This is a genomic window from Halobaculum sp. P14, assembly GCF_051195155.1.
In the GTDB taxonomy this organism is placed as follows: Archaea; Halobacteriota; Halobacteria; order Halobacteriales; family Haloferacaceae; genus JBNTKA01.
The window spans coordinates 86,159-107,063 of record NZ_JBNTKB010000007.1; the positions used below are offsets into that span (position 1 = coordinate 86,159).

At 60.2% G+C, this 20,905-nt stretch carries 25 protein-coding genes; 15 read left to right on the forward strand and 10 right to left on the reverse strand.

Translation table 11 applies throughout. From position 1 onward, the window contains the following. Positions 1-7: 7 nt before the first annotated feature. The 3 genes from ACQUS7_RS13365 to ACQUS7_RS13375 all read right to left on the reverse strand — a co-directional run bounded on the left by ACQUS7_RS13365 (position 8) and on the right by ACQUS7_RS13375 (position 1,191). Complete coding sequence (locus ACQUS7_RS13365; protein ID WP_435147644.1) at positions 8-430, reverse strand: hypothetical protein; 423 nt, start codon at positions 428-430, stop codon at positions 8-10. A 108-nt stretch (positions 431-538) separates the two neighbouring features. Then, the gene (locus ACQUS7_RS13370) at positions 539-874 is read right to left on the reverse strand and encodes a hypothetical protein (protein WP_435147646.1); all 336 of its coding nucleotides are present in this window, start codon (positions 872-874) and stop codon (positions 539-541) included. Then, entirely contained in the window at positions 871-1,191 is a 321-nt protein-coding gene (locus tag ACQUS7_RS13375) for a helix-turn-helix transcriptional regulator (protein WP_435147648.1), read from the reverse strand. The genes ACQUS7_RS13370 and ACQUS7_RS13375 overlap by 4 nt, the downstream gene beginning before the upstream one ends. 395 nt (positions 1,192-1,586) lie before the next feature. Here ACQUS7_RS13375 and ACQUS7_RS13380 point away from each other — a divergent pair, with 395 nt between their 5' ends. From ACQUS7_RS13380 to ACQUS7_RS13395, 4 genes are all read left to right on the forward strand, one after another. Continuing rightward, entirely contained in the window at positions 1,587-2,180 is a 594-nt protein-coding gene (locus ACQUS7_RS13380; RefSeq protein ID WP_435147650.1) for a tyrosine-type recombinase/integrase, read from the forward strand. 240 nt (positions 2,181-2,420) lie between these two features. Further along, positions 2,421-3,953 carry a hypothetical protein gene (locus ACQUS7_RS13385; protein ID WP_435147652.1) on the forward strand — a complete coding sequence of 511 codons (1,533 nt, stop codon included), beginning with the start codon at positions 2,421-2,423 and terminating at the stop codon, positions 3,951-3,953. Next, positions 3,953-4,732, forward strand: coding sequence for a hypothetical protein (locus ACQUS7_RS13390; RefSeq protein ID WP_435147654.1), 780 nt, complete (start codon positions 3,953-3,955; stop codon positions 4,730-4,732). Before ACQUS7_RS13385 ends, ACQUS7_RS13390 begins: the two co-directional genes overlap by 1 nt. Beyond that, positions 4,725-5,498, forward strand: a complete 774-nt coding sequence (locus ACQUS7_RS13395) for a uracil-DNA glycosylase family protein (protein WP_435147656.1) — start codon at positions 4,725-4,727, stop codon at positions 5,496-5,498. Before ACQUS7_RS13390 ends, ACQUS7_RS13395 begins: the two co-directional genes overlap by 8 nt. On the opposite strand, the gene ACQUS7_RS13400 is transcribed toward ACQUS7_RS13395, so the two are convergent. From ACQUS7_RS13400 to ACQUS7_RS13410, 3 genes are all read right to left on the reverse strand, one after another. Then, a complete protein-coding gene (locus ACQUS7_RS13400) occupies positions 5,432-6,154 on the reverse strand; it encodes an ASCH domain-containing protein (RefSeq protein WP_435147658.1) in 723 nt (240 codons plus the stop codon). The genes ACQUS7_RS13395 and ACQUS7_RS13400 overlap by 67 nt on opposite strands. A gap of 443 nt (positions 6,155-6,597) precedes the next feature. Beyond that, entirely contained in the window at positions 6,598-7,404 is an 807-nt protein-coding gene (locus ACQUS7_RS13405) for a hypothetical protein (protein WP_435147660.1), read from the reverse strand. A 421-nt stretch (positions 7,405-7,825) separates the two neighbouring features. Further along, positions 7,826-8,098, reverse strand: a complete 273-nt coding sequence (locus tag ACQUS7_RS13410; protein WP_435147662.1) for an ArsR family transcriptional regulator — start codon at positions 8,096-8,098, stop codon at positions 7,826-7,828. Between the two features lie 441 nt (positions 8,099-8,539). Between ACQUS7_RS13410 and ACQUS7_RS13415 the strand changes: the two genes are divergently transcribed. The 10 genes from ACQUS7_RS13415 (at position 8,540) to ACQUS7_RS13460 (ending at position 13,080) form a co-directional block, all read left to right on the forward strand. Further along, positions 8,540-8,791 (forward strand): hypothetical protein, encoded by a 252-nt coding sequence (locus ACQUS7_RS13415; protein ID WP_435147664.1) that lies wholly within the window; start codon positions 8,540-8,542, stop codon positions 8,789-8,791. Then, the gene (locus tag ACQUS7_RS13420; RefSeq protein WP_435147666.1) at positions 8,788-9,123 is read left to right on the forward strand and encodes a PadR family transcriptional regulator; all 336 of its coding nucleotides are present in this window, start codon (positions 8,788-8,790) and stop codon (positions 9,121-9,123) included. Before ACQUS7_RS13415 ends, ACQUS7_RS13420 begins: the two co-directional genes overlap by 4 nt. Next, positions 9,120-9,494 carry a hypothetical protein gene (locus ACQUS7_RS13425; RefSeq protein ID WP_435147668.1) on the forward strand — a complete coding sequence of 125 codons (375 nt, stop codon included), beginning with the start codon at positions 9,120-9,122 and terminating at the stop codon, positions 9,492-9,494. The genes ACQUS7_RS13420 and ACQUS7_RS13425 overlap by 4 nt, the downstream gene beginning before the upstream one ends. Beyond that, entirely contained in the window at positions 9,491-10,009 is a 519-nt protein-coding gene (locus ACQUS7_RS13430; RefSeq protein WP_435147670.1) for a hypothetical protein, read from the forward strand. The genes ACQUS7_RS13425 and ACQUS7_RS13430 overlap by 4 nt, the downstream gene beginning before the upstream one ends. Continuing rightward, positions 10,009-10,323, forward strand: coding sequence for a hypothetical protein (locus ACQUS7_RS13435; RefSeq protein ID WP_435147672.1), 315 nt, complete (start codon positions 10,009-10,011; stop codon positions 10,321-10,323). The genes ACQUS7_RS13430 and ACQUS7_RS13435 overlap by 1 nt, the downstream gene beginning before the upstream one ends. Further along, on the forward strand, positions 10,313-10,705 hold the full coding sequence (locus ACQUS7_RS13440) for a hypothetical protein (RefSeq protein ID WP_435147674.1): 393 nt from the start codon (positions 10,313-10,315) through the stop codon (positions 10,703-10,705). The genes ACQUS7_RS13435 and ACQUS7_RS13440 overlap by 11 nt, the downstream gene beginning before the upstream one ends. Beyond that, a complete protein-coding gene (locus ACQUS7_RS13445; RefSeq protein ID WP_435147676.1) occupies positions 10,702-11,274 on the forward strand; it encodes a J domain-containing protein in 573 nt (190 codons plus the stop codon). The genes ACQUS7_RS13440 and ACQUS7_RS13445 overlap by 4 nt, the downstream gene beginning before the upstream one ends. Further along, positions 11,267-11,572 (forward strand): hypothetical protein, encoded by a 306-nt coding sequence (locus tag ACQUS7_RS13450; RefSeq protein WP_435147678.1) that lies wholly within the window; start codon positions 11,267-11,269, stop codon positions 11,570-11,572. Before ACQUS7_RS13445 ends, ACQUS7_RS13450 begins: the two co-directional genes overlap by 8 nt. Next, the gene (locus ACQUS7_RS13455; protein WP_435147680.1) at positions 11,569-12,615 is read left to right on the forward strand and encodes a tyrosine-type recombinase/integrase; all 1,047 of its coding nucleotides are present in this window, start codon (positions 11,569-11,571) and stop codon (positions 12,613-12,615) included. The genes ACQUS7_RS13450 and ACQUS7_RS13455 overlap by 4 nt, the downstream gene beginning before the upstream one ends. A 291-nt stretch (positions 12,616-12,906) precedes the next feature. Next, a complete protein-coding gene (locus ACQUS7_RS13460; protein ID WP_435147682.1) occupies positions 12,907-13,080 on the forward strand; it encodes a hypothetical protein in 174 nt (57 codons plus the stop codon). A gap of 237 nt (positions 13,081-13,317) precedes the next feature. Here the strand turns inward: ACQUS7_RS13460 and ACQUS7_RS13465 are convergent, their stop codons facing one another. Both ACQUS7_RS13465 and ACQUS7_RS13470 read right to left on the reverse strand, forming a co-directional pair. Then, positions 13,318-13,785 carry a type IV pilin gene (locus ACQUS7_RS13465; protein ID WP_435124581.1) on the reverse strand — a complete coding sequence of 156 codons (468 nt, stop codon included), beginning with the start codon at positions 13,783-13,785 and terminating at the stop codon, positions 13,318-13,320. 206 nt (positions 13,786-13,991) lie between these two features. Next, a complete protein-coding gene (locus ACQUS7_RS13470) occupies positions 13,992-14,900 on the reverse strand; it encodes a hypothetical protein (RefSeq protein ID WP_435147684.1) in 909 nt (302 codons plus the stop codon). A gap of 217 nt (positions 14,901-15,117) precedes the next feature. Here ACQUS7_RS13470 and ACQUS7_RS13475 point away from each other — a divergent pair, with 217 nt between their 5' ends. Beyond that, positions 15,118-15,333 (forward strand): hypothetical protein, encoded by a 216-nt coding sequence (locus tag ACQUS7_RS13475; protein WP_435147686.1) that lies wholly within the window; start codon positions 15,118-15,120, stop codon positions 15,331-15,333. 42 nt (positions 15,334-15,375) lie between these two features. Here the strand turns inward: ACQUS7_RS13475 and ilvD are convergent, their stop codons facing one another. Then, a complete protein-coding gene (ilvD, locus tag ACQUS7_RS13480) occupies positions 15,376-17,142 on the reverse strand; it encodes a dihydroxy-acid dehydratase (RefSeq protein WP_435147688.1) in 1,767 nt (588 codons plus the stop codon). A 169-nt stretch (positions 17,143-17,311) separates the two neighbouring features. Further along, entirely contained in the window at positions 17,312-20,488 is a 3,177-nt protein-coding gene (locus tag ACQUS7_RS13485) for an adenosylcobalamin-dependent ribonucleoside-diphosphate reductase (RefSeq protein WP_435147690.1), read from the reverse strand. Between the last annotated feature and the right edge of the window lie 417 nt (positions 20,489-20,905).

Here is a 20,905-nt window from a genome sequence, read left to right on the forward strand (position 1 = left end):
CAGGGTTTCAGTATGTATAGGCGACAAAACCCAACTCCTTCAGACTGATATCCCATTTCTCCGGGTTCCACACAGCACCACACTCCTTACACTCGAATTTCTCTTCACGAATATAGACGTTAGACGCTTCAGAGCGGCGATCTGCAAGGTGTTTGCTCAATCCCTGAAGCCAGCCGGATTCCGAATGACGAACCTCGCTAGCAGTTTTGGCTCCTTCAGCAGCATCAGACATGTTTGATGATAGCTTCGCTATATCAGCGTGAGCCAACGCGTGGGCAATCTCATAGAGAGCTTTCATATGGGCCGTATGCGAGGACAGGGCCTCCCAGCCGACGAAGGGGTCAGTGCCGCACTTAGGACAGCGACCGAAGTGTTCGTTTAACTCTTTCCAGGCTTGCTTTGTCTCTGGAGCAAACGGGCCCATATCCACCAGTTAATGTAGACTGTAATATGGTTATTCGTATAGTCTTATTTTAGTTCAAGTCGGGTTCACGACCACTCTCACTTTTCCAGAGAATGTAGACTATGAAGTGTAGGGCTACCGAACGCCGATGTAGCTGGCGACCTCGCGGGCGATCTTCTCGGTCGTCGCCTCGACGAGACGCCCCTCGACGTGATTCATGTCGGCGTGTCGAACCGTGACGACTGTCCACGGGTTCACGTAGCTCTCTCGCGGCAGCCCACCCGAAACGAAGTCGTCGTCGGTGAGTGGGATAGCGACCGCGCGCTTCGTCGTCGTGCTTGCCGCGTAGAGCGCTTCTTCGTCGTGGAACGGGTGTGAGTCATCGCTCAAGCAGACGTACGGGCGGTAGTCGTGGTCCGCGAGGAGATCGGGCCCTTTCACGACTGCACCCCGCTCGTAGCCCTCACTCATTCATCATCTCTGTAGTAGTCGTCCGTCGTTGAGGCAGAGCTAGCGTTCATCTGTGCCGCGTACGCGGCGAGGCGGTCATCCTCTGCAATCGCCCAGTACCGCCCGCGGTGGCGGACGAGGCCGCGGTCCTCCAAGCGCGACAGCGCAGCTCCAACGCTCCCGCGCTTGATGTCTGTTGCTTCGTGGATCTCTGTCTGCGTGAACGCCTGTTCGCTATTCTCGGCGAGGAACTGGAGGATGCGATACGGCTGTGTCCCCTCCTGGAGGTCGAGGATGTCCGCGGGCTCCTCGTCGAAGTGGTCGATGCTGATGGGCATGTGTAATAGAACGCAATAAAGCATAATAAGTCTGCGGGACTCCCTCGCGAGAGAGATCACCCATGAAGTGTCCGGGGCTGATATCAGGTGAAAACAACTCGAGATACCGGCTTCCCAACCCGACCCCCGGCGCGCCACCGGCGCCGGAGGGAATAGACACAGGGGAACCCCAACATAGCGGCCCTCGAGAGTCAGTGGCCGGCTGCGGGGGATAGCGACGGGTCCGGCCCTCAGCCGGCCATACCAATTGAGGCCGGCTATCTGCTATCAAACTCATCCCTGTTCACGACCACTCACACTTTTCCAGAGAATCGTCTCCGGAAAATCCCACACCACAACACCACCCAACTCCCCCCGCGCGGGCCGTTTAATGGAAACATCGTTCACATCCCACCATGGCCTGGAAACGCGAACCACTCATAGAAGACGAACTCAACCAACTCCTCGACGCAGCCGACCGCCACGACCTCGAACATAAAACCACCATCCGCGTCCTCGCTCACACCGGGATGCGCGCCGACGAATTCGCACACATGCGCTCCGGCTGGGTCGACTGGCAAGACGAACTCGTCCGCGTCCCCGCCTTCGAAGACTGTAACTGCTCGAACTGTGCGCAGAAAGCCGCCGCTCGCAACGCCGACATCGAACAGATGTGGATACCGAAAACAGAACACGGCGCCCGAACCATCCCACTGAAAGAGCCCGACACCTTACGGACCCTCCGCGACTATTTCTCCCACCACGAAACGATCGGCGTCACCAGGCAAACCATCGGAAACCGAGTGAAACGCGTCGCAAGCGACACCGAAATACGCAAGAAAATCACGCCGCACGTACTACGCCACACCTACGGAACACTAATCGCCGCCCGCGGGGCGACGCCACAGTACATCAGACAGACCATGGGCCACGCCGACCTCTCCAGCGCGAATGACTACCTCCAGTACGCGGGAACCCAGCTCGACGCAGAAGCCGAAGAGTTGTGGTGAAGTGCGGCAAATTTCGGAAGAAGTTCGACCGGCTTTCCGCGAGAATACCTGATCTGCATTAGTCGGAAACCAACTATACCCGACCCAAGTAACACTAAATCTTGGCTCACGGACTCAATTCCAAATGGGTACCTGCGCAACTTAGCCTCTCTTCGCGCCATGCTAAGCCTGTGTTCATATTGCGGGTGTGCACGAATTAGATATCCCAAGTGGCATGAGATTTTTATGTTAGTTAGTACAGTGTACAAATCAATGGGAAGAAATATTCGGGACGACATTATTCTACTGTCAATCAGACCTAAGTTTGCTAGGCAGATATTTGATGGTGAAAAAATATATGAGTTCAGAAAGCCATCAGTTCCCACCGACGTATCCTACGTACTGTTGCTCGAGAACGGCTCTAAAGACATACTTGGGGGGTTTGAGGTGGGAGATGTCATTCGAAAAGATGTTGACGAACTCTGGTCTGAATATGGTAAAGGGACCTCCGTTAAAGACCGGTTCTACCGATACTATGAGGGGTGGGAATACGGCTTAGCATTTGAGGTGCAAAAGCCAGATGAGTTTGAACAGTCAATTCCAATAGAGACAATCACAGAAGCGGACTCAAATCTGAACGTTCCCGATCAGTTCTCACATATTTACCTGACTAATCGATCACTGAGTATACTAACAGACTACTCGGACATCCTTGAGAGTTACTTCCCGAATGAAACATTGGACAAGTGGGTTCAGGATACTGGCGACAGCGAAGGTTCTAAGCGTGGTTTGAATATTCGAGAGATGGGACCACATGAAGAAGAAGAATTCAGGTCATTAGTTTCTGGCTCTCAAGTTCCCGACGAATACGGAGAGATTGACAGCACCTTCACAGATCATATTATTGAATCACATGAACAGGGTGAAGATCCGTACGGATATTTCACACTGAAAAAGACAGTGTTTACTCTATTAGTAGGAGATTCAATAGCTGGATTCACTGTTACAACAAGAAAACGTGGCCATAGCGTGAAGTATGGTCCAACTGTACTAAAAGAGGAATTTCAAGGGAAAGGGCTGGGACCGCAGTTCCGGAAAAAATTAGATCAAAGGCTTGCATCTGAAGGAGTTCACAAGGTTTACTCCACGATTCCCGAGAGCTCTAAGCATGCCTATAGCTACTTAATTAACTCAGGTTATGAAATTGAAGCCCATATGCGAAGACAGTATAATACTGAACATAACGAATTAGTTTTCGGGAAATTGCTCGGCGACCAAGGAGTAGCTGACGACTACAAGCTAGAAAGGAATGACAGAGGTATTGATTTGCAATTCTCAAAGGGTTCAGACGGGTTTGAGGGGTTCTCTGACTTCGTTGTAGATCGAATGAGTTACTGGTACACGGGGATCGACCAGAACTTCGTCAACGCCGTCCAGGAAGCCGAGAAGCGAGAGCTTGGAGGAGATTTGTCCACCAAGGGAAAAGAGGTCTTCATTGGCCACTCTGGGGGAAATATCAAGTGCTGCGTTATTGCAAGCCGGAAACGGGGTCGAGCGATCAAGCTGAGCCCTATGCTATCAAGTACTAACCGTCGTGGGATAAGCCAGTTGCTTAAATTTGCGGAGAGTGAACTATCTAAGTATTCCGACATCAGGAAATTCTATTCGCATGTCCCAGTAATAGACCACGAATCCCTACGAGCATTCAGAACACGCGAATATAGGGCGGAGGGACTTCTAAAAGAACCGTACAAACGTGGAGTAGACATGGTTTTTATGGGGAAGTTTGACTAATGGCGGACTGGAAATCAAAGGCTGTAAATTACGGTGTGTCCGTAGCTGGAGTACTTCTCGCCATTTTCATAGCCGTCATAGAGAGCTTTGGTGGCCCGTTGCTATCTACCAACCAATTAATTGCCACTTATGCTAGTCTTTTGTTTATCCAGATAGCAATTGTTCTGAATCGTTCTCTGGAATCGCTTTCTCCAGTTGTGTCTTATGTAGAAAACCGCGCTATTACGGAACCTATATGGGAATCTGACTTCTATAATAGGTTCCGTTCCGACGTACAAACCTCGGAACAGCGTGTGCATATTTCATATTTCGACAACAGTGATCCCCGGCAAAGCCATACCACAAGAACAGCGAATTATTACGAGGAAATTGGAGATATCATATCTGACAAGACGGCAGAAGACGTTAAATTCCGCAGAATAATTCGGGGGGTCCCGCAACTAGAATCCTGGGTGGATGACTTACTCGAGGAACGCCAAGGAAATGGCAACTACTCGTTAGCCTGTATTTTGGATGAAGAACCAGAAGAAGACCTAAAATCCCATGTTGCCGTTCAATTAATAGACGACGACATTGTATATTTCGTTGCTATAGGTGAACAGCAAGAATCAAATAACCCTAGGGATATTCGTGTCGAATCTAAAGAGTTGAATGAGCAATGGCAGAGATACTATGACAGAATTTGGGACGATAGTTGTGTCCTTATGAGAAGAGGGGAGATAAACCAGGGCAACCTTGCCCAGTACCGTAGTCATATAAATAGGTTGTCAGATGACTGAGCATGACCTTGCACGAGCAGAATATGGTATCAGTGCCTGCCAAGAATATCCAACGTGCAATGCAACAACAAAGTGTGAGATCACACTAAGCTCAATTCAACCTGGTGACGAACGGCGTGGCTCTAGGGATGCGAAGGTGATACTCGTGACGGAGGCCCCAGACCAAGCCTCTAGTGAGGGAACTGCGTATAAAGGCGGAATAAGTGGGCGCATCCGGTCGATGTTTACTGAACAAAAATATGGGGTTGGGCTGAGTGACTCATCAGGGGGATTTAGTGAATTCCTTGACTCACATCAGATCTATGCGACTTCTGCCATCAAATGCCACGTTAACGGGAGTATATCCGAACTGGGGAATTCCGTGATTCGAAATTGTAGGTCAAAATATCTCGAGAAGCAGATAGAAGCTATGGATGATTTAGAGTTGATCGTTCCGATGGGAAAATTGGCAGCAGCATCGATTCTAAAAAGGAACTACTCATCATTCAATTTGACTAGTCTCGTAGGTCGACAAAGAGGAATGGTAGACGATCCTCAAGATTGGGATGCCCCAATTGTTGTATTGCCTCACCCTTCTGGGGCAAGCACATTGTCAAATCCGCCTGTGTTTTCTGAAAACGATAGTCGACAGGTAGCGAAGCAGAAAGATGGATTTAGACGTGCTTTAGTAGAGATCAGGAAACGACTCGATTCGGTAGGTTACGACGTATTGGATGATAACCCGGACTCTTGGGAAGCGTCGGGAGGATTATCATCTTTCACTTGAGGGAATTTGTTGATGAACTCTTCAGGGTCAACGTAATAGAAGCTCTGAGGTGGAGTGAATCTCCATTGGTTCCCGTCTCGATAGTTAAGCGAAACAGGTGGTCGAACAGCCCTGGGTCTGGCTATGTGAATCGCGGTGCCTACCTCTGAACCGGCGAAATACTCCTGAAGTGACTCTTTTGTGGACGGGGTATTTTCAACGCCCATCTCAACCAGCTCAGGCACCGGGAGCCGTTCGATTTTGGGAATTTCAAATACGCCGATTATCGCCTGAGTAGGCGAAGGTTCATATAAAAATGCAATGTCGGGCTCGTTTTCACGTTTAATTGACCCCCGTCTGAACTCAATCCGTTTTCTACCGCTCATTATGTCCTGGCTGTGGGGTTTCTGGATAGCAATCACCATCCCATTAGCATCCAGATCAGGGATTGCACTTAGATTAGCAGCAGCGTAATCCGCCAATGTCCGATCTTCAAGATCTGGAGTAGCACCAAGAGACCACTCCCGGGAATTCCCTTTCCGATTAGAATATACTCGACCTGATTCCTCAAATTCACTGAGCTTCCCGAAGGCCCTTCGGCGTGAACACCCGACCCTATTAGCTACTTGTTTAGTCGTGAGAGGCGCACCGCTCTCGCTGAGCGCTTGTATGAACATCTGGTCATCATACTCTGATTGAAAATTCCCTCTTGAATCTCTATTTTGGTATCCCATCGTGAATTGGAGAAGGTTCTTATTTGACCAGCAATGCCGGGAGCGTATAAATCTACTTGAGTCAGCTAGCGAAAAGTGTAACCTGAACTCATTCGAGGTTCAGGTAAGGATCCGTCACTTGGAATCGCATGGGTCCTTGATTTAGGTCGGAAGTCTGAACTCCCTGACTAGTGATTGGATCCAACAGCAATTAGAAGATTGTACTTTGTCGGAGGCTCTTCGTGAACAAGGATTCTTAGTGTGTTCCCCATATACATCAAAACCGGTGGCGCTATTGAGCAGGTGTATAAGTGCTTCACAGAAATTTTGCGTTATTTTTGGAGGCCATCAAACCATTAAATTCTGATCCAAGTAATGGTCATGAATGCGAGACAGGGAGACAAACATCAATTTTCCTTTTCTGACGGCTCTGCCTCGTGAGGTGTCGCTATTTGAGATAGACTATGTTCGATCCCTCGAAAAATTGGAACCAAGATAGTGATAGATAGCCAATAGATGATGAGGGCGATGTAAACACCAAATGTTGATAATAACCCTGCAACCTCTCCTATGAATACGTAGACAGCTATTCCGAAAACTACAGACGTCAGAGTCACCACAAACGAGAAAGCTAATGACCTCAAGAAGTCCCTAGATGTAGAGAATAAAAAGATCGAAATCCCGAGTACCCAGTATAAAGAAGTTGTAAGCTGGCCCGGGCCAACATGTGGAATGAATGTGAGAGGCCGATACTGTAGGAATAAGACAGTTATCTGGAGAAAAAAGCCAGCGCCAAACCCGAGAAACCCGATCACCTTGTGAACTTCAGCAGAGATACCCGGGAACTCACCAGATTGTTTCTCTAAAAGGTCTGCTCCTGTAGCAACGATACCTGAAGTACCACTCACTGCCAATCCATAGACGGTATTATTCACCCTGTAGAGTGTCGCTGCATCGATCACCCATGCCAATACAAAGAATATTGCAATCACCGATACAGACCCCTTTACAGCCCTCTGACCTGCCAACCACTCCTCGTTTGATTTTAGCAATTCGTCGATTCCCTCATGAAAAGTACACAGCCAGCGTAGTAACAACTTAGAGATACAGTCTACCACCCTATTTTTGGCCCTATATATTTGGTGAAATAACCCAGTGGCTAATGCAGCAACCAGATTTATTGGATACAGAACGGATGGAAGGATCCGAGGCATTAGCCAATTTCACGTATCCAGTCGCATTAGCTTTCTCACGGTAGTAGACCAGTTAGTCGAATAGATAATTTGGTGTAGAGAGAGGGATGAATCCGCGTCTCACCATCGGCCGACGAACGGAGCAGAAGTCAGTCGCGAGCGACGAGGGAGAAACCCACCACGAGATTGAAACGCATCGGAAGAACGACCTGGTGGATGAACTGTTGGAGCCGCCTCGAAATCTGCTATCGACTTGATTCACGAATTCGGATCGGAACCCGGATCGGAACCTTCCGAATCCGCCGCTGTCTTGCGATTCGAATCGGATCGGAACCCTTCGGAACCCTACGGGTCAGCTTCTTATTCCCTCTCCCTTGAGACCACAGTGTGGCACGAAACTGGCATCGAATGGCTCGGCCGAGTCACCCCAAACGGACAGGGGTTAATCTTCTAGAGACTCTGGCTCGAGTTGACCATCAAGGTAAGCGCGGCCGCGGTCAGAAAGCCGGTAAATCCCTCGGTCCTCGTCGTAATACTCTACGAGGCCCTTCTCGCGGAGAATTGGGACGTGCTCGCGGACGGTCTGGTGCTTCCAATCGGTATTCTCCGCAATCATCGCCGGCGTCAGAACTAGTTCTCGGTTACCCGAGTTCTCCAGCCGCTCCAAGATGTCCCTATCAACAGGGGTCATCCATGAAGCGAGCTTGGGGCGCATTACTTACCGGCCTGTACGGACGTCGCTTGACTATTTTCATGTCACAGCCACACCAAACTCGGCTGTTTGTCGGGCAAACTAACCTGTTGGTAAGAGTTAAGTCATTGACCTACAGAACAGTTTGTCACGGAGGTGCTTCGCGGACCCGCCGGTCGGCGGTGGGTCCAACTCGCGATAAGAGCGGACCCAGCGCTGCAACGCTGGTCCGCGCGGGCCTTCGTGAACAGAGCACGAAAGCCATGTTCCCAAATTCGACGCTAGGGGAAGAACACCCCGCACATCTGAAAGCCCCACCGCCTCCGACGCGGTGGCTTACTCGAACAGACCTGACTAACCGCGACGCCCTGTCCCTGTCCAAAGTTCGGGGCGTCGCGGCGAGGGTCACCCTGAATCGTCCGCGAACCACGCGCAGAGCGCAGTATCCGCAGTACGACCAGAGCAATGTCTGATTACAACAGCGACGCCGAAAAGTGTACCGAGAGTAACGAACGCGCCGACCAGTCTGACGAGCCTCCAGTCCACGAGCTGGGCGCTATCAACCACGTCGTCGTTGAGGGCGACCGGGTCCGGCTCGAAGGCCCCGAGGCGGCCGCCGAGTTCGGCTTCCAGATGCCGCAGCTCGCCCGCGCCTTCGCCGAAGCCGTTCTCCCGGACGGCTACAGCGTCGTCCGGGACACGGAGGTGCGCGGATGAGTTCCACCCTCGCCGACACCGACGCGCCGACCTGGACCGACCTCACGGCGTTCGAGGGGAACACGCTCTACGCAGTCGCCGCCCTCGAAGCCGACAGCGAGCCCACCTACGGCCTCGCAGTCAAACGCGTCCTGAGCGACCTGTACGGACAAGAAATCAATCACGGCCGACTCTACCCGACTCTCGACGGCCTCGACGACGCCGGGCTCCTCGAAAAGTCCGAACTGGACAGCCGCACCAACCGCTACGAACTCACCGACGTCGGCCGCGACCTCCTTCGGGACCGGCTCAGACAGCTCAGCGACGCGGTCAACGGAGGTGATAGCGCATGACCGCCGACGACCCCGCTGAGAACGCCGACACGGCCCCGGACGCCGACGCGACCAACCACGCGGCCGAACACTCGACCGCCGACAGCAACGACGACACGGCCGACCTGACGCACGTCTACGACGTCGGGAACGCAGCCTCCCCGGCCGACGCCGGACCCGGCGACACCTGGCTCACCGGCCGCTACGACTACGTCGTCCTCACCTACTCCGAGGGCGGCACCCCGCGGCTCCACGACCCGCGCGGCGAAACCATCGCGACCGGCACCGGTATCACCGACTACTACGTCGACGGCGAACTCCGAACCAGCTACGGCGACCGCAACGCCCCGAACGCCCGCACCGACTTCCCGATTCGAGGTGACGGCGAATGAGCGCCCCGGACGGAGCGGCCTGCCCCGGATGCGGCCGGCGAATCTCCGGCATCCAGGCGAACGGACCGCACACGCACACGGCGTCCCCCTGCGGCTGCGGCATCGACGCCGCAACCCTAACCGCCGCAGGACAGTTCGAACCACAGTACACCGACGCCCTCAGTGCGCACGGCGTGACCGACGGCGGACCCGGACAGTCCCAACTGGAGTACGAATCGGTCGCCGCCCGCGTCGGCGAGCTGCTGAAAGCCGGAGACGTCGACGCGGCGCTCGACACCCTCCGGGAGTCGAAGAACGTCATCGTCTACGTCACAGACGACGAAGGCGTCCACACCTTCGAGTACGACGACTCGGAAGACGAAATCACGTTCTTCGTTCGCGGCACCGTCGGATGCGAAGCCGTCGACACCCGGGCCGCACTCGAAGTCGTCACCGACCGACTCGATTCGCTCGACGTCGAGGTCATCGAGTACGTCCGTTCCACCAACACCGTCTCCTACGGGGTGGATGCCTGATGTCGCCTCAGACCGACGGCACCGACTGGACGTGCCCGAACTGCGGCGACGACGGCGAACCGATGACCCGCCACGGCTCCGACGTGACCTGCGCGAACTGCCTCCACGTCGACGGAGCCGCGAACGACAAGTCCCTGTGGAACTACGACCTGACGGTTCGGCAGGCACGGCGCGTCCTCCACGTCCTCGACGAGCCATGGAACGGAACACCTGAAACCGTCGAGGCGCGGCTCCGCGTCTGCATCGAACGGAGCGGCCAACTCAACGACCTGCTGGCCGACATCCGCGAAACGGAGGTGGACGATGCCCAGTGACGAATCCAGCCGTGCAACCTATCGGCGCTACGTCGGCGATCCCGACGAGCACGAGTACGGGGACGAGCGAGTCGGCTACAACGTCCCGACAACTGTTCGGAGAGGCGGAGCGACTCGCCCGATGCAGAAGGAACCGCTCGCCGGGAATGGGACTGCGTACAAAAGCCATTCAGTAGCGATGGCTTGCGAGGAATGCTACACAGTCCGGTATTTCGCCACCTCCCACTTTGTGACGGCGTACAACTGTCGGGTGTGCGGCGCCGTCCGGTGGTTCTTCTTTGGATGGGGGCTGAACAGCGGGGAGTTGCCGGAATCGGGGGACAAGGCCCAGCCAGGCGAGACGCTGGTCCCCGTCGACGCACTCGGAGGTGAAGAGCAGTGAGTGTTGACTGGCCGGCGCAGTTCGGGCGGACGCCTGCAGATGAGCGCTCGGCAAACCGCAGCTTCGAGGTGTCACTCTCGGACGCTTTCGAGGACCTCGAAGGCGAGCTTGACCGGCTCGGCGTCGATGACTTCCGGTACTCGTTCGACGCAGACGCGCGGCAGCGAGACGGGCGACCGTACGCCCGCGCTCGCCCTGACGACCCGAGTTTCGTGCTCCGCTGGTCGATGGGCGGTGCGCAGTACGCGGTCGCCTGTGACCGGTACTCTCGGCTTCGAGACAACGTTCGGACGGTGGGGCTGTACGTCCGAGAGAAGCGGAAGATGGAGTCCCGACCCGTCGCGACCGGAGAATCCGAGTTCGCGAACGCGCGGCTCCCCTCCGGAGACGACGTGGTCGAGGCTGACCCGGCGCCGCACACCGTTCTCGGCGTCGCCAGTGACGCGTCAGAAGCCCGCATCCGGGACGCCTACCGGGAGAAGGTGAAGGAGGTACATCCGGACAACGGCGGCGACCCGCAGGCGTTCCATCGAGTCCAGCGAGCCAAGGAGGTGCTGCTCGATGAGTAGCGTGCGCAGCGCCGGCAAACGGCTCGTCCCGGACCACCTCACGAACGTCGGGAGCGAACCCGACCGTGGAAGCGACCTGAAGTGCCGGACGTGCCGACGGTGGATTACGGTCGGCCCGGACGGAACGGAGTTCGGGCACGCCCGTCGCGGCGGGCGTGCCGGCGGTGAGCTCGACGGTCGGTGTCCGCACCGTCCTGAGTCGGTCGAGCCGACGTACTCCGGGACGGTCCCGGAGTCGGCGAAGTCAGTGAGCTTCGACGAGCGCGGACAGTTCTGCTCGCCGGAGGTATCGGAATGACGTCTCCGTCTTCGGGTGACGGCACCCGCAGCGACCTCAAGCCCATCACGCCGCGGCAGGCGATGGGCGAGTGGCTGGACATCATCGATTCGGACACCTCCGGGAGTACGTCTGACTCCTACAAGCGCCGCGTCAGCCAGTTCATCGATTGGTGCGAGTCCGAGGGGATCATGAATCTGAACGACGTCGATGGCCGCGACCTCAAGGCGTACCGCGACCATCGTGAGCCAGCTCTCAACAGCACGTCGATGAAGAACGAACTCCGGACCGTCCGGCAGTTCCTCGAGTACGGAGTTGCTCTCGAGGCGGTGGAGCCGGCGTTGGCCGAGAAGTTCACGCAGCACATCCCTTCGTTGACGAAAGGCGAGGTGTCTAGCGACCTGACGATAAGCCGCGAGCGGGTCCACACCATCCTGGACCACCTCGACAAGTTCCGGTACGCGACGCGAGACCACGCGCTGTTCATCACGATGTGGGACACCGGAGCCCGGATATCCGGGCTCCGGGCGCTCGACGTCGGCGATTTCGACGTAGAGGACGGCACCGTTCGGTTCGTCAGCCGGGAGGAGTCGGGCACTCGGCTGAAGAACGGTGTTTCGGGTGAGCGGCTGAACGTCCTCAACGAGAAGACGGTCACGGTGCTCCGAGACTACATTCGTGAACACCGGATGGACCGCGAGGACGACTACGGCCGCTCGCCACTGTTCACGACGAAATTCGGGCGACCGACTACGTCGACGGTTCGGCAGACCGCGTACTTGCTCACGCAGCCGTGTTTCCACAGCGGGTGTCCGCATGACGAAGAGCCGGCCAGCTGTCCGTACCGGAAGCACGGCCACGAGAGCAAGTGCCCGTCGTCGTTGAGCCCGCATCCGATTCGGACCGGTCGGATTACGGACCTTCGGAACCGGGACGTGCGGATCACGAAGGTCGCCGCGCGTGTCGATGCGATGCCGGACACGATCAGAGCGTACTACGACAAGCCGAATCTGGGTGAGGAGCTGGACCGTCGCCGAGACGAAATTTCGGCAGCAGGACTATGACGTGTTCAGCATCGTCAGGGGCTGAAGTGGGGAGGATTGCACTTCTGGGTGAAGTGTCTAACTCTCGGCGGTCCCACTTCTAACTTTCTCGAGCCTCACATACGGCGTTCTCCCAGCGTTTCCGTGAACCACACCTAACCAGAGCCATCCGCCTGACCCGGTTACGTGCCGAACTTCAGGGGGACGGTTGGTCCTCACGTCCGGCGTCTCCGATGCAGAAGCCTGGTTCTCTCTCGGCGTCGACGAGCAGATGGTTACATTCATGCACCGGTGGCCTTCACGAATCTACTGATGGAGTCCGAGTTACGCACGCATTTGCTGTTCGTGGAATTTCTCCTGGTTGTGGTCGTCGCGATCGGGGTGTTCATCTACGGGCAGCTGGTTCCGCAGTCAGGTGTGCTCGGGCTTGGGCTCCTCGGCGCCGTCGGGCTGCTGTATCTGTACGTGTACGACTCTACCGAGTAGTACCGACAGCGGCGACGGGAGAACCCAGGGGCTGTGGCTGAGGGGCGCGGAGCAGGAAATCGGTGACCGCGGGATTTGCATCCGTCGAAACGACGTGCCGAATCGCCAACCGAACTCTCGCCGGGCGGTGTCAACCTCACGTAGTCACATCACGGACTCGAGACCTGCCGCTAGGCGGTGACGAGTCTCGCTTCGGACGGCGGTACCGGTTCCCGAAAAGAACGGGTCAGCTGGCGCTTACGACGGCGTCTGACCTTTCGCGAGCGTCTGAGACGTCTGTCCGGTGGAGGACGTCCAGATCACGCGGACGTCGGTGTCGGACGGAACAGCGATTTCGTCGTCGGCTGTCCCAGTATTACTCCCGTTTAGAGTAACCGAGTCGCCTGCTGAAACGGGCAGGCTGAAGTTGACTGTGCCCGCGGATGAGCTCAACTGGACGTTCTTCGAGTTGTCCGAGTTCAGTGTCGCCCCTCCCTGGTGAGTAGCGGTAACGAGATAGTCCGTGTTGGAATTTGTGGTCCCCGTCGCGTCTGTGTAGTCGAAGCCGAACGATGCCTGTGGCGGACTCGTCTGCAGGTTCTGGCCGAGCCCGAGCACGAACGTCCCGATGACGGCCGCGAGGATGACGGTGATCGCCACCATCAGGATGACCCCGATGACCGGCGACACCGCGCGGTCGTCCGAGATGAGCCGCTTGAGTTCCATACGGTCACGGGCACCGACGGAGTAGTGAAAAAAGCAGTTGCCGAGGCCGAAGAGTTAGCTCCTCGCTGACAGTTCTTCGGGTGGCACCTCGGAGACTCCGTTGGATTCACGAGTCGCCCAGGAGCCGTAAAACCGGTCCGTGTGAGCGTCGGGTGTCAGGCCGCCCGCGTACTGTCAGCCGCCGAGGATTAGTCGAGCGGTTCGCGTCAGTGGTCCGACGCGAGCGGGACCGCGTTCGTCGCCTCCAGCACCGTCCCGGACGAGCCGACGGCGACCGCGGGGTCGGAGAGGGCGACGCCGTGGAGCGTCGCGTCCGTGGCGGTGTCGGCGACGACGTAGCCGTCGAGGGTGCGGCGGTAGACGCCGCCGGAGCCGCCGACCGTGACGACCTCGGCGCCGTCGGTGGCGACGTCGCTTACGTCGGTGCCGGCGAGGCTGTCCAGGAGGACGTCGCCGGCGGCCGTGACGACGCAGCCGTCGCCTTCGTGGGAGACGGCGACCGTTCGGTCGGCCGCTGCGGCGCCGGCGGCGACGGTAGTTTCGAGCGCTGTGCCGAGGTCGGTGGTCGACCAGTCGCGGCCGTCCGCGGTGCGGCAGAGGAAGCCGTCGCCGGTCACGACGACCGCGTCGTCGCCGCGGGCGCCGATGGCGACGATTTCGTCGCCGTTCGGCGGACGCGTCGTGCGGTCGACCGTCGGCGAGCCGCCGCCGGGCGTGATGACCGTGACGGCGCCGTCGTCGTCGCCGACGAACACGGTTTCCGAGCCGGCGTCGCCGACCGCGGCGACCGCGACGAACGTCGTCGTGTTGCCGCCGGGCGCGGAGTAGTCGTGGGTCCGCGCGCCGCCGAGTTCGTACGTCCCGAACGCGCCGGATTCGCCGGCGACCCAGATGCGGTCGCCGTCGTCCGTCGCGTCCGCGGCGCAGAGCGCGTAGCCGTTCGCGGCGACGCCGTCTTCGAGGACCGCGTGCCAGTCGCCGTCCGCGCGGCGGAGCGCGGTGCCGCCGCCACCGACCGCGACCGGGGTGCCGCCGGCGTCAGCGGCGTCGTACAGCGTCTCGTCGACGGGCGTGTCGACGCGGCGCCACGCCGCCGAATCGGGCTGGTCCGTCATGGGCGGGTGCTTCGAGCGGACGCCGGATAAGCCGCGGTGACAGTCCAGCGGTCTGAAACGTCGGCGAGCACAGCAGCCGCCGAGTCGTGCCGAATCGAATCTGGCCGGCAGCCCGGATGGGTCGAGTCGAGCCGGCTCCGAGTGGGTCGAGTCGAACCGGCTCCGAGTGGTTTTGGTCGGCGAACAGATTGAAGCCGCTCACCCGGGACGGTGAGATATGGACGACGAGGCGTACTACGAGACGGTTCTCGACCAGCTCGACGAGGACGACCTGGAGGCGGTCGCGTCGGCGGCGGCGACGCTGCACAGCGCGGCGGCGCGGCTGGAGGAGTACGAGGCCGAAAACGGCGCGACGGACGTGGCGGAGCAGTACGGCGACATCGCGCGGAGACAGGAACGCATCGAGCGGCTCGCCGTCGAGAAAACGGAGTGACGTCGCCCGCCGCAGCGACGAGCCGGAGCGGGTCGTCTCGGCTCAGTCCTCTTTCGCTTTCGGGTTCGTGACGGCGCCGTTGGCGGCGGAGCCGAAGTCGCGGGCGTACTTCGCGAGGACGCCGCCGGTGTACGGCGGGTCGTTCGGCTCCCAGTCGTCGGCCCGGCGCGCGAGCTCGTCGTCCGTCAGGTCGACGGAGAGGTCGCGGTCCGGGATGTCGACGGTGATTCGGTCGCCGTCTTCGACGAGCGCGATGGGGCCGCCGTCGGCGGACTCCGGGGCGACGTGTCCGACCATCGGGCCACGGGTGGCGCCGGAGAAGCGGCCGTCGGTGAGCAGCGCGACGTCGTCCTCGTGGCCGGCGCCGACGACGGCGGCGGTGACGCCGAGCATCTCGCGCATCCCGGGGCCGCCGCGCGGGCCCTCGTTCCGGATGACGATGACGTCGCCCGACTCGATGCCGCCGGACTGGACGTACTCCATGGCGTCCTCCTCGTTCTCGAAGACGCGCGCCGGGCCCTCGTGGCGGAAGGCGTCGTCGCCGGTGACTTTCAGGACGGCGCCGTCGGGCGCGAGGTTCCCCGTCAGGACCTTGATGGCGCCCTCCTCCTGGTACGGCTCGTCGACGGTGTAGACGAAGTCCGCGTCGATGAGGTCGTCCTCGGGGATGATGGCGGCGTCTTCGAGGTGTTCGATCTCCTCGGCGACGGTGCGGCCCGTGACGGTCATGGCGTCGCCGTGGAGGTAGCCGCCCTCCAGCAGGCGGCGCATCACGACCGGGACGCCGCCGACCTCGTGGAGGTCGAGCATGACGCGGGTGCCGCCGGGCTGCATGTTCGCGATCTTCGGGGTGCGGCGGGAGATCTCGTCGAACTCCTCGATGTCGAGGTCGACGTCGGCTTCGGCGGCGAGCGCGAGCAGATGGAGGACGGCGTTCGTCGACCCCCCCATCGCGACCTGGACCGCGATGGCGTTCTCGAACGACTCCTTCGTCAGGATGTCAGACGGCCGGCGGTCCTCGCGGACGCACTCCAGCGCGAGTTCGCCGGCGTGCCGCGCGACGTCGTACCGCTCTTCGGACTCCGCGGGCGGCGACGCGGAGCCGAGCGGCGCCATGCCGAGCGCCTCCGCGATGGACGCCATCGTGTTCGCGGTGAACATGCCGCCGCAGGAGCCGGCGCCGGGGCAGGCGTTCCGCTCCAGCGAGTCGAGTTCCTCGGCGGACATGTCGCCTTCGGCGTAGGTGCCGACGCCCTCGAAGACGTTCTGGACCGTGACGTCGCGGCCCTCGTGTTCGCCGGGCATGATGGAGCCGCCGTAGAGGAACACGGACGGCAGGTCGGTGCGGATGGCGGCCATCAGCATCCCCGGGAGGTTCTTGTCGCAGCCGGCGACCGTCACCAGCGCGTCCATGCGTTCGCCGAACGAGACGAGTTCGACGGAGTCCGCGATGACCTCGCGGCTGATGAGGCTGGCTTTCATCCCCTCGGTCCCCATCGAGATGGCGTCGGAGATGGTGACGGTGCCGAACTCGATGGGCATGCCGCCGGCGTCCTCGATGCCGTCGCGGGCCGCGTCCGCGACGTCGTCGAGGTGGACGTTACACGGCGTGATGTCCGCCGCCGGGTTCGGGATGCCGATCATCGGCGACGACAGGTCCGCGTCGTCGTAGCCCATCGCCCGGAACATCGCGCGGTGCGGCGCGCGCTCGGCGCCCGACGTGACCTCGTGACTCCGGAGCTCCTCGGACTTCTCGCCCGCGAACTCCTCGTGCTCACCGCCTCGGCCGCGACGCTGCTGCTCGCTCATAGTCGGAGGGTCGGTGCGCGCGCTGATAAACCGTCGCCCGCGGACAGTTCTTGCTGTCGATTCGAAAGCCGCGCCGCGGCGACGACGGGGCGCCGCGGCTCGAACGGAAGCGCGAGCCGCGAAAACCGCAAGAGAAACCGGACCGGAGAGCGCGGTCAGCGAGCGCCGCTCAGCACTCCGACCAGCCGCAGGACTCGCAGGTCTTGCAGCCTTCGGAGTAGTACAGCGTCATGCTGCCGCAGTCGGGGCACTCGGGGGATTCGCCGTTCGCGATGAGTTCGTCGACGGCGTCGGACTCCTGGGCCGCGCCGCCGCCTGCGGCCTCGGGGCCGCCGACCGCGGGTTCGGGGCCGGCGTCGGTGTCGACGTCCGCCGCGTCGACGTCGACCGCCGCGCCGCCGTCGGCCTCGTGGCTGTCTGCGGCGACCGACACGTCGTCGAGGTTCTGCTGTTCGGGGTAGCCCTTCTCGACGTCGCCGTCGAGGTAGCGGCGCATCGCGGTGCCGATGGCGTCCGGGATGGACTGGATCTGCTCGCCCTTGTCCCACGCGATCTTCGGCGACCGGGTGCCCTGCAGTTCGTCCACGATCTCCCGCGGGTCGACGCCGGAGCGCAGCGCCGTCGAGATGACCTTCGCGAGCGACTCCGTGAAGCTGTTCGTGAAGCCGCCGGAGTGGCCGATGTTCGCGAACAGCTCGAACGGCTCGCCGGTCTGCGGGTCCTCGTTGATGGTGACGTACATCTTGCCGTAGCCGGTCTCGATGAGCTGCGTGATGCCGTGCAGCGAGTCCGGCCGCGGCCGCTTTTCGGTGTAGTCGATGTTGACGGTCTTCTGGTCGGCCGCTTCGAGCAGCTCGTCGATTTCGGCGTCGACGGCGGCGCGGACGTCGTCGTTGTCGAGGAACGCCTCGATGCCGCCGAACACCTCCGAGATCTGCTCGACGATGGTTTCTGCGGCCTCGCTCTCGTCAGCGAACTCGGCGTTGTCGGCGCGGGTCGTCAGCACCTGCTTCGACCGGGTGCCGTCGCGGTAGTACGTGACGCCCTTCCCGCCGTGCTCGTAGATGTACTCGAAGACCTCCTGCGCGTCCTCGACGGTGGAGTCGTTCGGCGCGTTCACCGTCTTCGAGATGGCGGAGTCGACGCCGGCCTGACAGGCGACCTGGACGCCGGCGTGGTCCTTCGCGTCGAGGTCGCCGGTGACGACGAACAGTTCGCCGATCGCGTCCGGCACCGTCTCCAGCCCGTCGACGCCGTCGAACTCGTTGTTCGCCATCTGCTGTTGGGCTTCCTCCTTGACGGCGTCGACGTCGATGTCGTTCGCCTCCAGCGTGCGGAGGAAGTAGTCGTCGAACTCGACGAGCATCTCGTCGCCCTGCACGTCGTCGGAGACGTTCTTGTAGTAGGCGACGTTGTAGATGGGCTCGCAGCCGCCGGTGGTGTTGCCGACCATCGACGTCGTCCCGGTCGGCGCGATGGTCGTCGTGTTGTGGTTCCGGATGGAGAAGCCGTCCGCCCACTCGTCGGCGTCGAGGCCGACGTACTGCTCGAACCAGTCGCGGTACTCCGTCGGGTCGGCGTACTTCGAGTCCGCCCAGTCGTTGAACGAGCCGCGCTCCTCGGCGAGTTCGTGGCTCGCCCACTTCGACTCGTGGTTGATGTGGGTCATGAGCTGCTCGGCGATCTCGTTGCCGACGTCGCTGCCGTAGCGGACGCCGAGCTGGATGTACAGCTGCGCCAGCCCCATGACGCCGAGCCCGATCTTCCGCATGTCCCGCACCTTCTGCTCGATTTCGGGGACCGGGAAGTCCGACATCGTGACGACGTTCTCCAGGAACCGCGTCCCCATCTCGACGCGGTAGTCGAACTCGTCCCAGTCCATCGCGTCGTCGAGGAACGCCTCGACTGCGGCCTCCGTCGAGTCGTACTCGTCGGCGTGCTCGTCGCTCCAGACGCGCCAGTCGGGCGCGTCGAGGTCGGCGAGCGTGGAGAGGTTGATGTGGCCGAGGTTACACGCCTCGTACTCCTCGAGCGGCTGTTCGCCGCACGGGTTCGTCGCGAGGATGCGGTGGTCCGGGTGCTCGTCGACGTCGAAGCTGTGGAGCTTGTTCACCCGTTCGAGGTAGATGACGCCCGGTTCGCCGTTCTCGTGGGCGCCCTCGACGATCTGCTCCCACAGTTCGGCGGCGGGCACCGACAGCACCTCGCCGACCTCGACGTGTTCGCCGAGCCCGAACATGTCGTACAGCTCCTTCGTCTCCGGCGTCGCGACGTGCGGCTCCTCGGTGCGCGGGTTCGTGAACGTGAACTCCTCGTCGTTCTGGAGCGCCTCCATGAAGTCGTCGGTGACGCCGACGGAGATGTTGAAGTTCGACAGGTGGCCCTCGACGGCGTTCCGGAGGTGCTTCGGGACGCGGCCGTCCTCGTCGATGAGCTCGCGCGCCTCCTCGAGCGCCTCCTGGAAGCTGGTGTGGGTGTAGTCGTCGGGGTCGTTCAGCCGCAGCGTGTTCGCCAGCGAGACGTCCTTGTTCTTCGCGTGGAGGAACTGGATGACGTCGGGGTGGCTGACGCGCATCACGCCCATCTGGGCGCCGCGTCGCGCGCCGCCCTGCGCGATGGTTTCGCACATCTGGTCGAACGTCCGCATGAACGTGATGGGGCCGGACGCGATGCCGCCGGTGGAGCCGACGGCGTCGCCGTACGGCCGGAGCTTCCAGAACGCGTAGCCCATGCCGCCGCCGGACTGGAACACCTGCGCGGCCTCCTTGGCGGTCTGGTGGATGTCGTCGATGTCGTCGTCGGGCGAGTCGACGAAGCAGGCGGAGAGCTGCTGGAGTTCGTCGCCGGCGTTCATCAGCGTCGGCGAGTTCGGCATGAACGACAGCCGCTCCATCAGCTCCTGGAACTCGTCGGCGACGTCGGCGACGTGCTCGCGGACGTCCGTCGGCAGTTCGGGGACGACGGTGTCGTACGCGAACTTGTTGACGTTGTAGACGGAGAGCGTGGTTTCGGCGTCGTCCTCCGGGGTGACGCCGGCGCCGAACACCTCTTCGGCGAGCTCGTCCCGCCGCGGGTGGTCGGGCTTGAGCTGGTCGGGCGTGACCTCGATTTCGACGCCCTGGTTGTCGGCCTCGTAGACGGCTTCGGCGAGCGCGACGTTCTTCGCGACGCGTTCGAACAGCTCCTCTTGGGTCTCGGTGAGGTTGCCGTCGGCGTCCTTGCGGAGGTAGCGCGCCGGCAGAATGTTGTCGTAGGCGTTGCCGGTGAGCCGCTCCTGTAGCGTGTCTCCTTCGGTCCGCTTGATCGGTAGTTCGAGTTCGTCGGCGCCGAGGTCCGCGCGGCTCATTCGTGAGATACCTCCCCGGTACAGCCCCTGAGCTGACCGGATTCCGTGGTGATGTAGTGGTGTTCCATGGTGAGTTTCGGACGGAATTCTCCTTCCGGATGCACACGCATAAGCAGTGCGGGTCCGGGTGGAGTTGTGTTAGTTCAAGCGAGCTTGTCCGACGGCTCGCTGAGCGACGCTGGGGCGAAGATGCCCCGTGTGGTACACACAGAGGCTAACGGACGAGCCACCATAAGAGTGTGCAGAGCGGAGCGAAAGTGTCGCCGTCCCCGGATTACGCGCGAAACCGCACGACGCGACCGCTGAACAGACTCGTGTATAGTACGCGGTTCCGAACGTCGTACCAAACCGTCAGCCCCGGAGTCGGCGGCCCGGCTCGACGCGGCTGGTCGGGGACAAGCGGTATGTGGCGGGGGT

What these genes read in the sequence shown, in the direction of transcription:
- ACQUS7_RS13475 (WP_435147686.1), top strand. Translation starts at nt 15,118, where the DNA reads ATGGACGACGAGGCGTACTACGAGACGGTTCTCGACCAGCTCGACGAG.
- ACQUS7_RS13470 (WP_435147684.1), bottom strand. Translation starts at nt 14,900, where the DNA reads ATGACGGACCAGCCCGATTCGGCGGCGTGGCGCCGCGTCGACACGCCC.
- ACQUS7_RS13395 (WP_435147656.1), top strand. Translation starts at nt 4,725, where the DNA reads ATGACTGAGCATGACCTTGCACGAGCAGAATATGGTATCAGTGCCTGC.
- ACQUS7_RS13375 (WP_435147648.1), bottom strand. Translation starts at nt 1,191, where the DNA reads ATGCCCATCAGCATCGACCACTTCGACGAGGAGCCCGCGGACATCCTC.
- ACQUS7_RS13440 (WP_435147674.1), top strand. Translation starts at nt 10,313, where the DNA reads ATGCCCAGTGACGAATCCAGCCGTGCAACCTATCGGCGCTACGTCGGC.
- ilvD (WP_435147688.1), bottom strand. Translation starts at nt 17,142, where the DNA reads ATGAGCGAGCAGCAGCGTCGCGGCCGAGGCGGTGAGCACGAGGAGTTC.
- ACQUS7_RS13460 (WP_435147682.1), top strand. Translation starts at nt 12,907, where the DNA reads ATGGAGTCCGAGTTACGCACGCATTTGCTGTTCGTGGAATTTCTCCTG.
- ACQUS7_RS13455 (WP_435147680.1), top strand. Translation starts at nt 11,569, where the DNA reads ATGACGTCTCCGTCTTCGGGTGACGGCACCCGCAGCGACCTCAAGCCC.
- ACQUS7_RS13415 (WP_435147664.1), top strand. Translation starts at nt 8,540, where the DNA reads ATGTCTGATTACAACAGCGACGCCGAAAAGTGTACCGAGAGTAACGAA.
- ACQUS7_RS13405 (WP_435147660.1), bottom strand. Translation starts at nt 7,404, where the DNA reads ATGCCTCGGATCCTTCCATCCGTTCTGTATCCAATAAATCTGGTTGCT.
- ACQUS7_RS13410 (WP_435147662.1), bottom strand. Translation starts at nt 8,098, where the DNA reads ATGCGCCCCAAGCTCGCTTCATGGATGACCCCTGTTGATAGGGACATC.
- ACQUS7_RS13465 (WP_435124581.1), bottom strand. Translation starts at nt 13,785, where the DNA reads ATGGAACTCAAGCGGCTCATCTCGGACGACCGCGCGGTGTCGCCGGTC.
- ACQUS7_RS13450 (WP_435147678.1), top strand. Translation starts at nt 11,267, where the DNA reads ATGAGTAGCGTGCGCAGCGCCGGCAAACGGCTCGTCCCGGACCACCTC.
- ACQUS7_RS13370 (WP_435147646.1), bottom strand. Translation starts at nt 874, where the DNA reads ATGAGTGAGGGCTACGAGCGGGGTGCAGTCGTGAAAGGGCCCGATCTC.
- ACQUS7_RS13430 (WP_435147670.1), top strand. Translation starts at nt 9,491, where the DNA reads ATGAGCGCCCCGGACGGAGCGGCCTGCCCCGGATGCGGCCGGCGAATC.
- ACQUS7_RS13390 (WP_435147654.1), top strand. Translation starts at nt 3,953, where the DNA reads ATGGCGGACTGGAAATCAAAGGCTGTAAATTACGGTGTGTCCGTAGCT.
- ACQUS7_RS13435 (WP_435147672.1), top strand. Translation starts at nt 10,009, where the DNA reads ATGTCGCCTCAGACCGACGGCACCGACTGGACGTGCCCGAACTGCGGC.
- ACQUS7_RS13485 (WP_435147690.1), bottom strand. Translation starts at nt 20,488, where the DNA reads ATGAGCCGCGCGGACCTCGGCGCCGACGAACTCGAACTACCGATCAAG.
- ACQUS7_RS13425 (WP_435147668.1), top strand. Translation starts at nt 9,120, where the DNA reads ATGACCGCCGACGACCCCGCTGAGAACGCCGACACGGCCCCGGACGCC.
- ACQUS7_RS13420 (WP_435147666.1), top strand. Translation starts at nt 8,788, where the DNA reads ATGAGTTCCACCCTCGCCGACACCGACGCGCCGACCTGGACCGACCTC.
- ACQUS7_RS13400 (WP_435147658.1), bottom strand. Translation starts at nt 6,154, where the DNA reads ATGTTCATACAAGCGCTCAGCGAGAGCGGTGCGCCTCTCACGACTAAA.
- ACQUS7_RS13380 (WP_435147650.1), top strand. Translation starts at nt 1,587, where the DNA reads ATGGCCTGGAAACGCGAACCACTCATAGAAGACGAACTCAACCAACTC.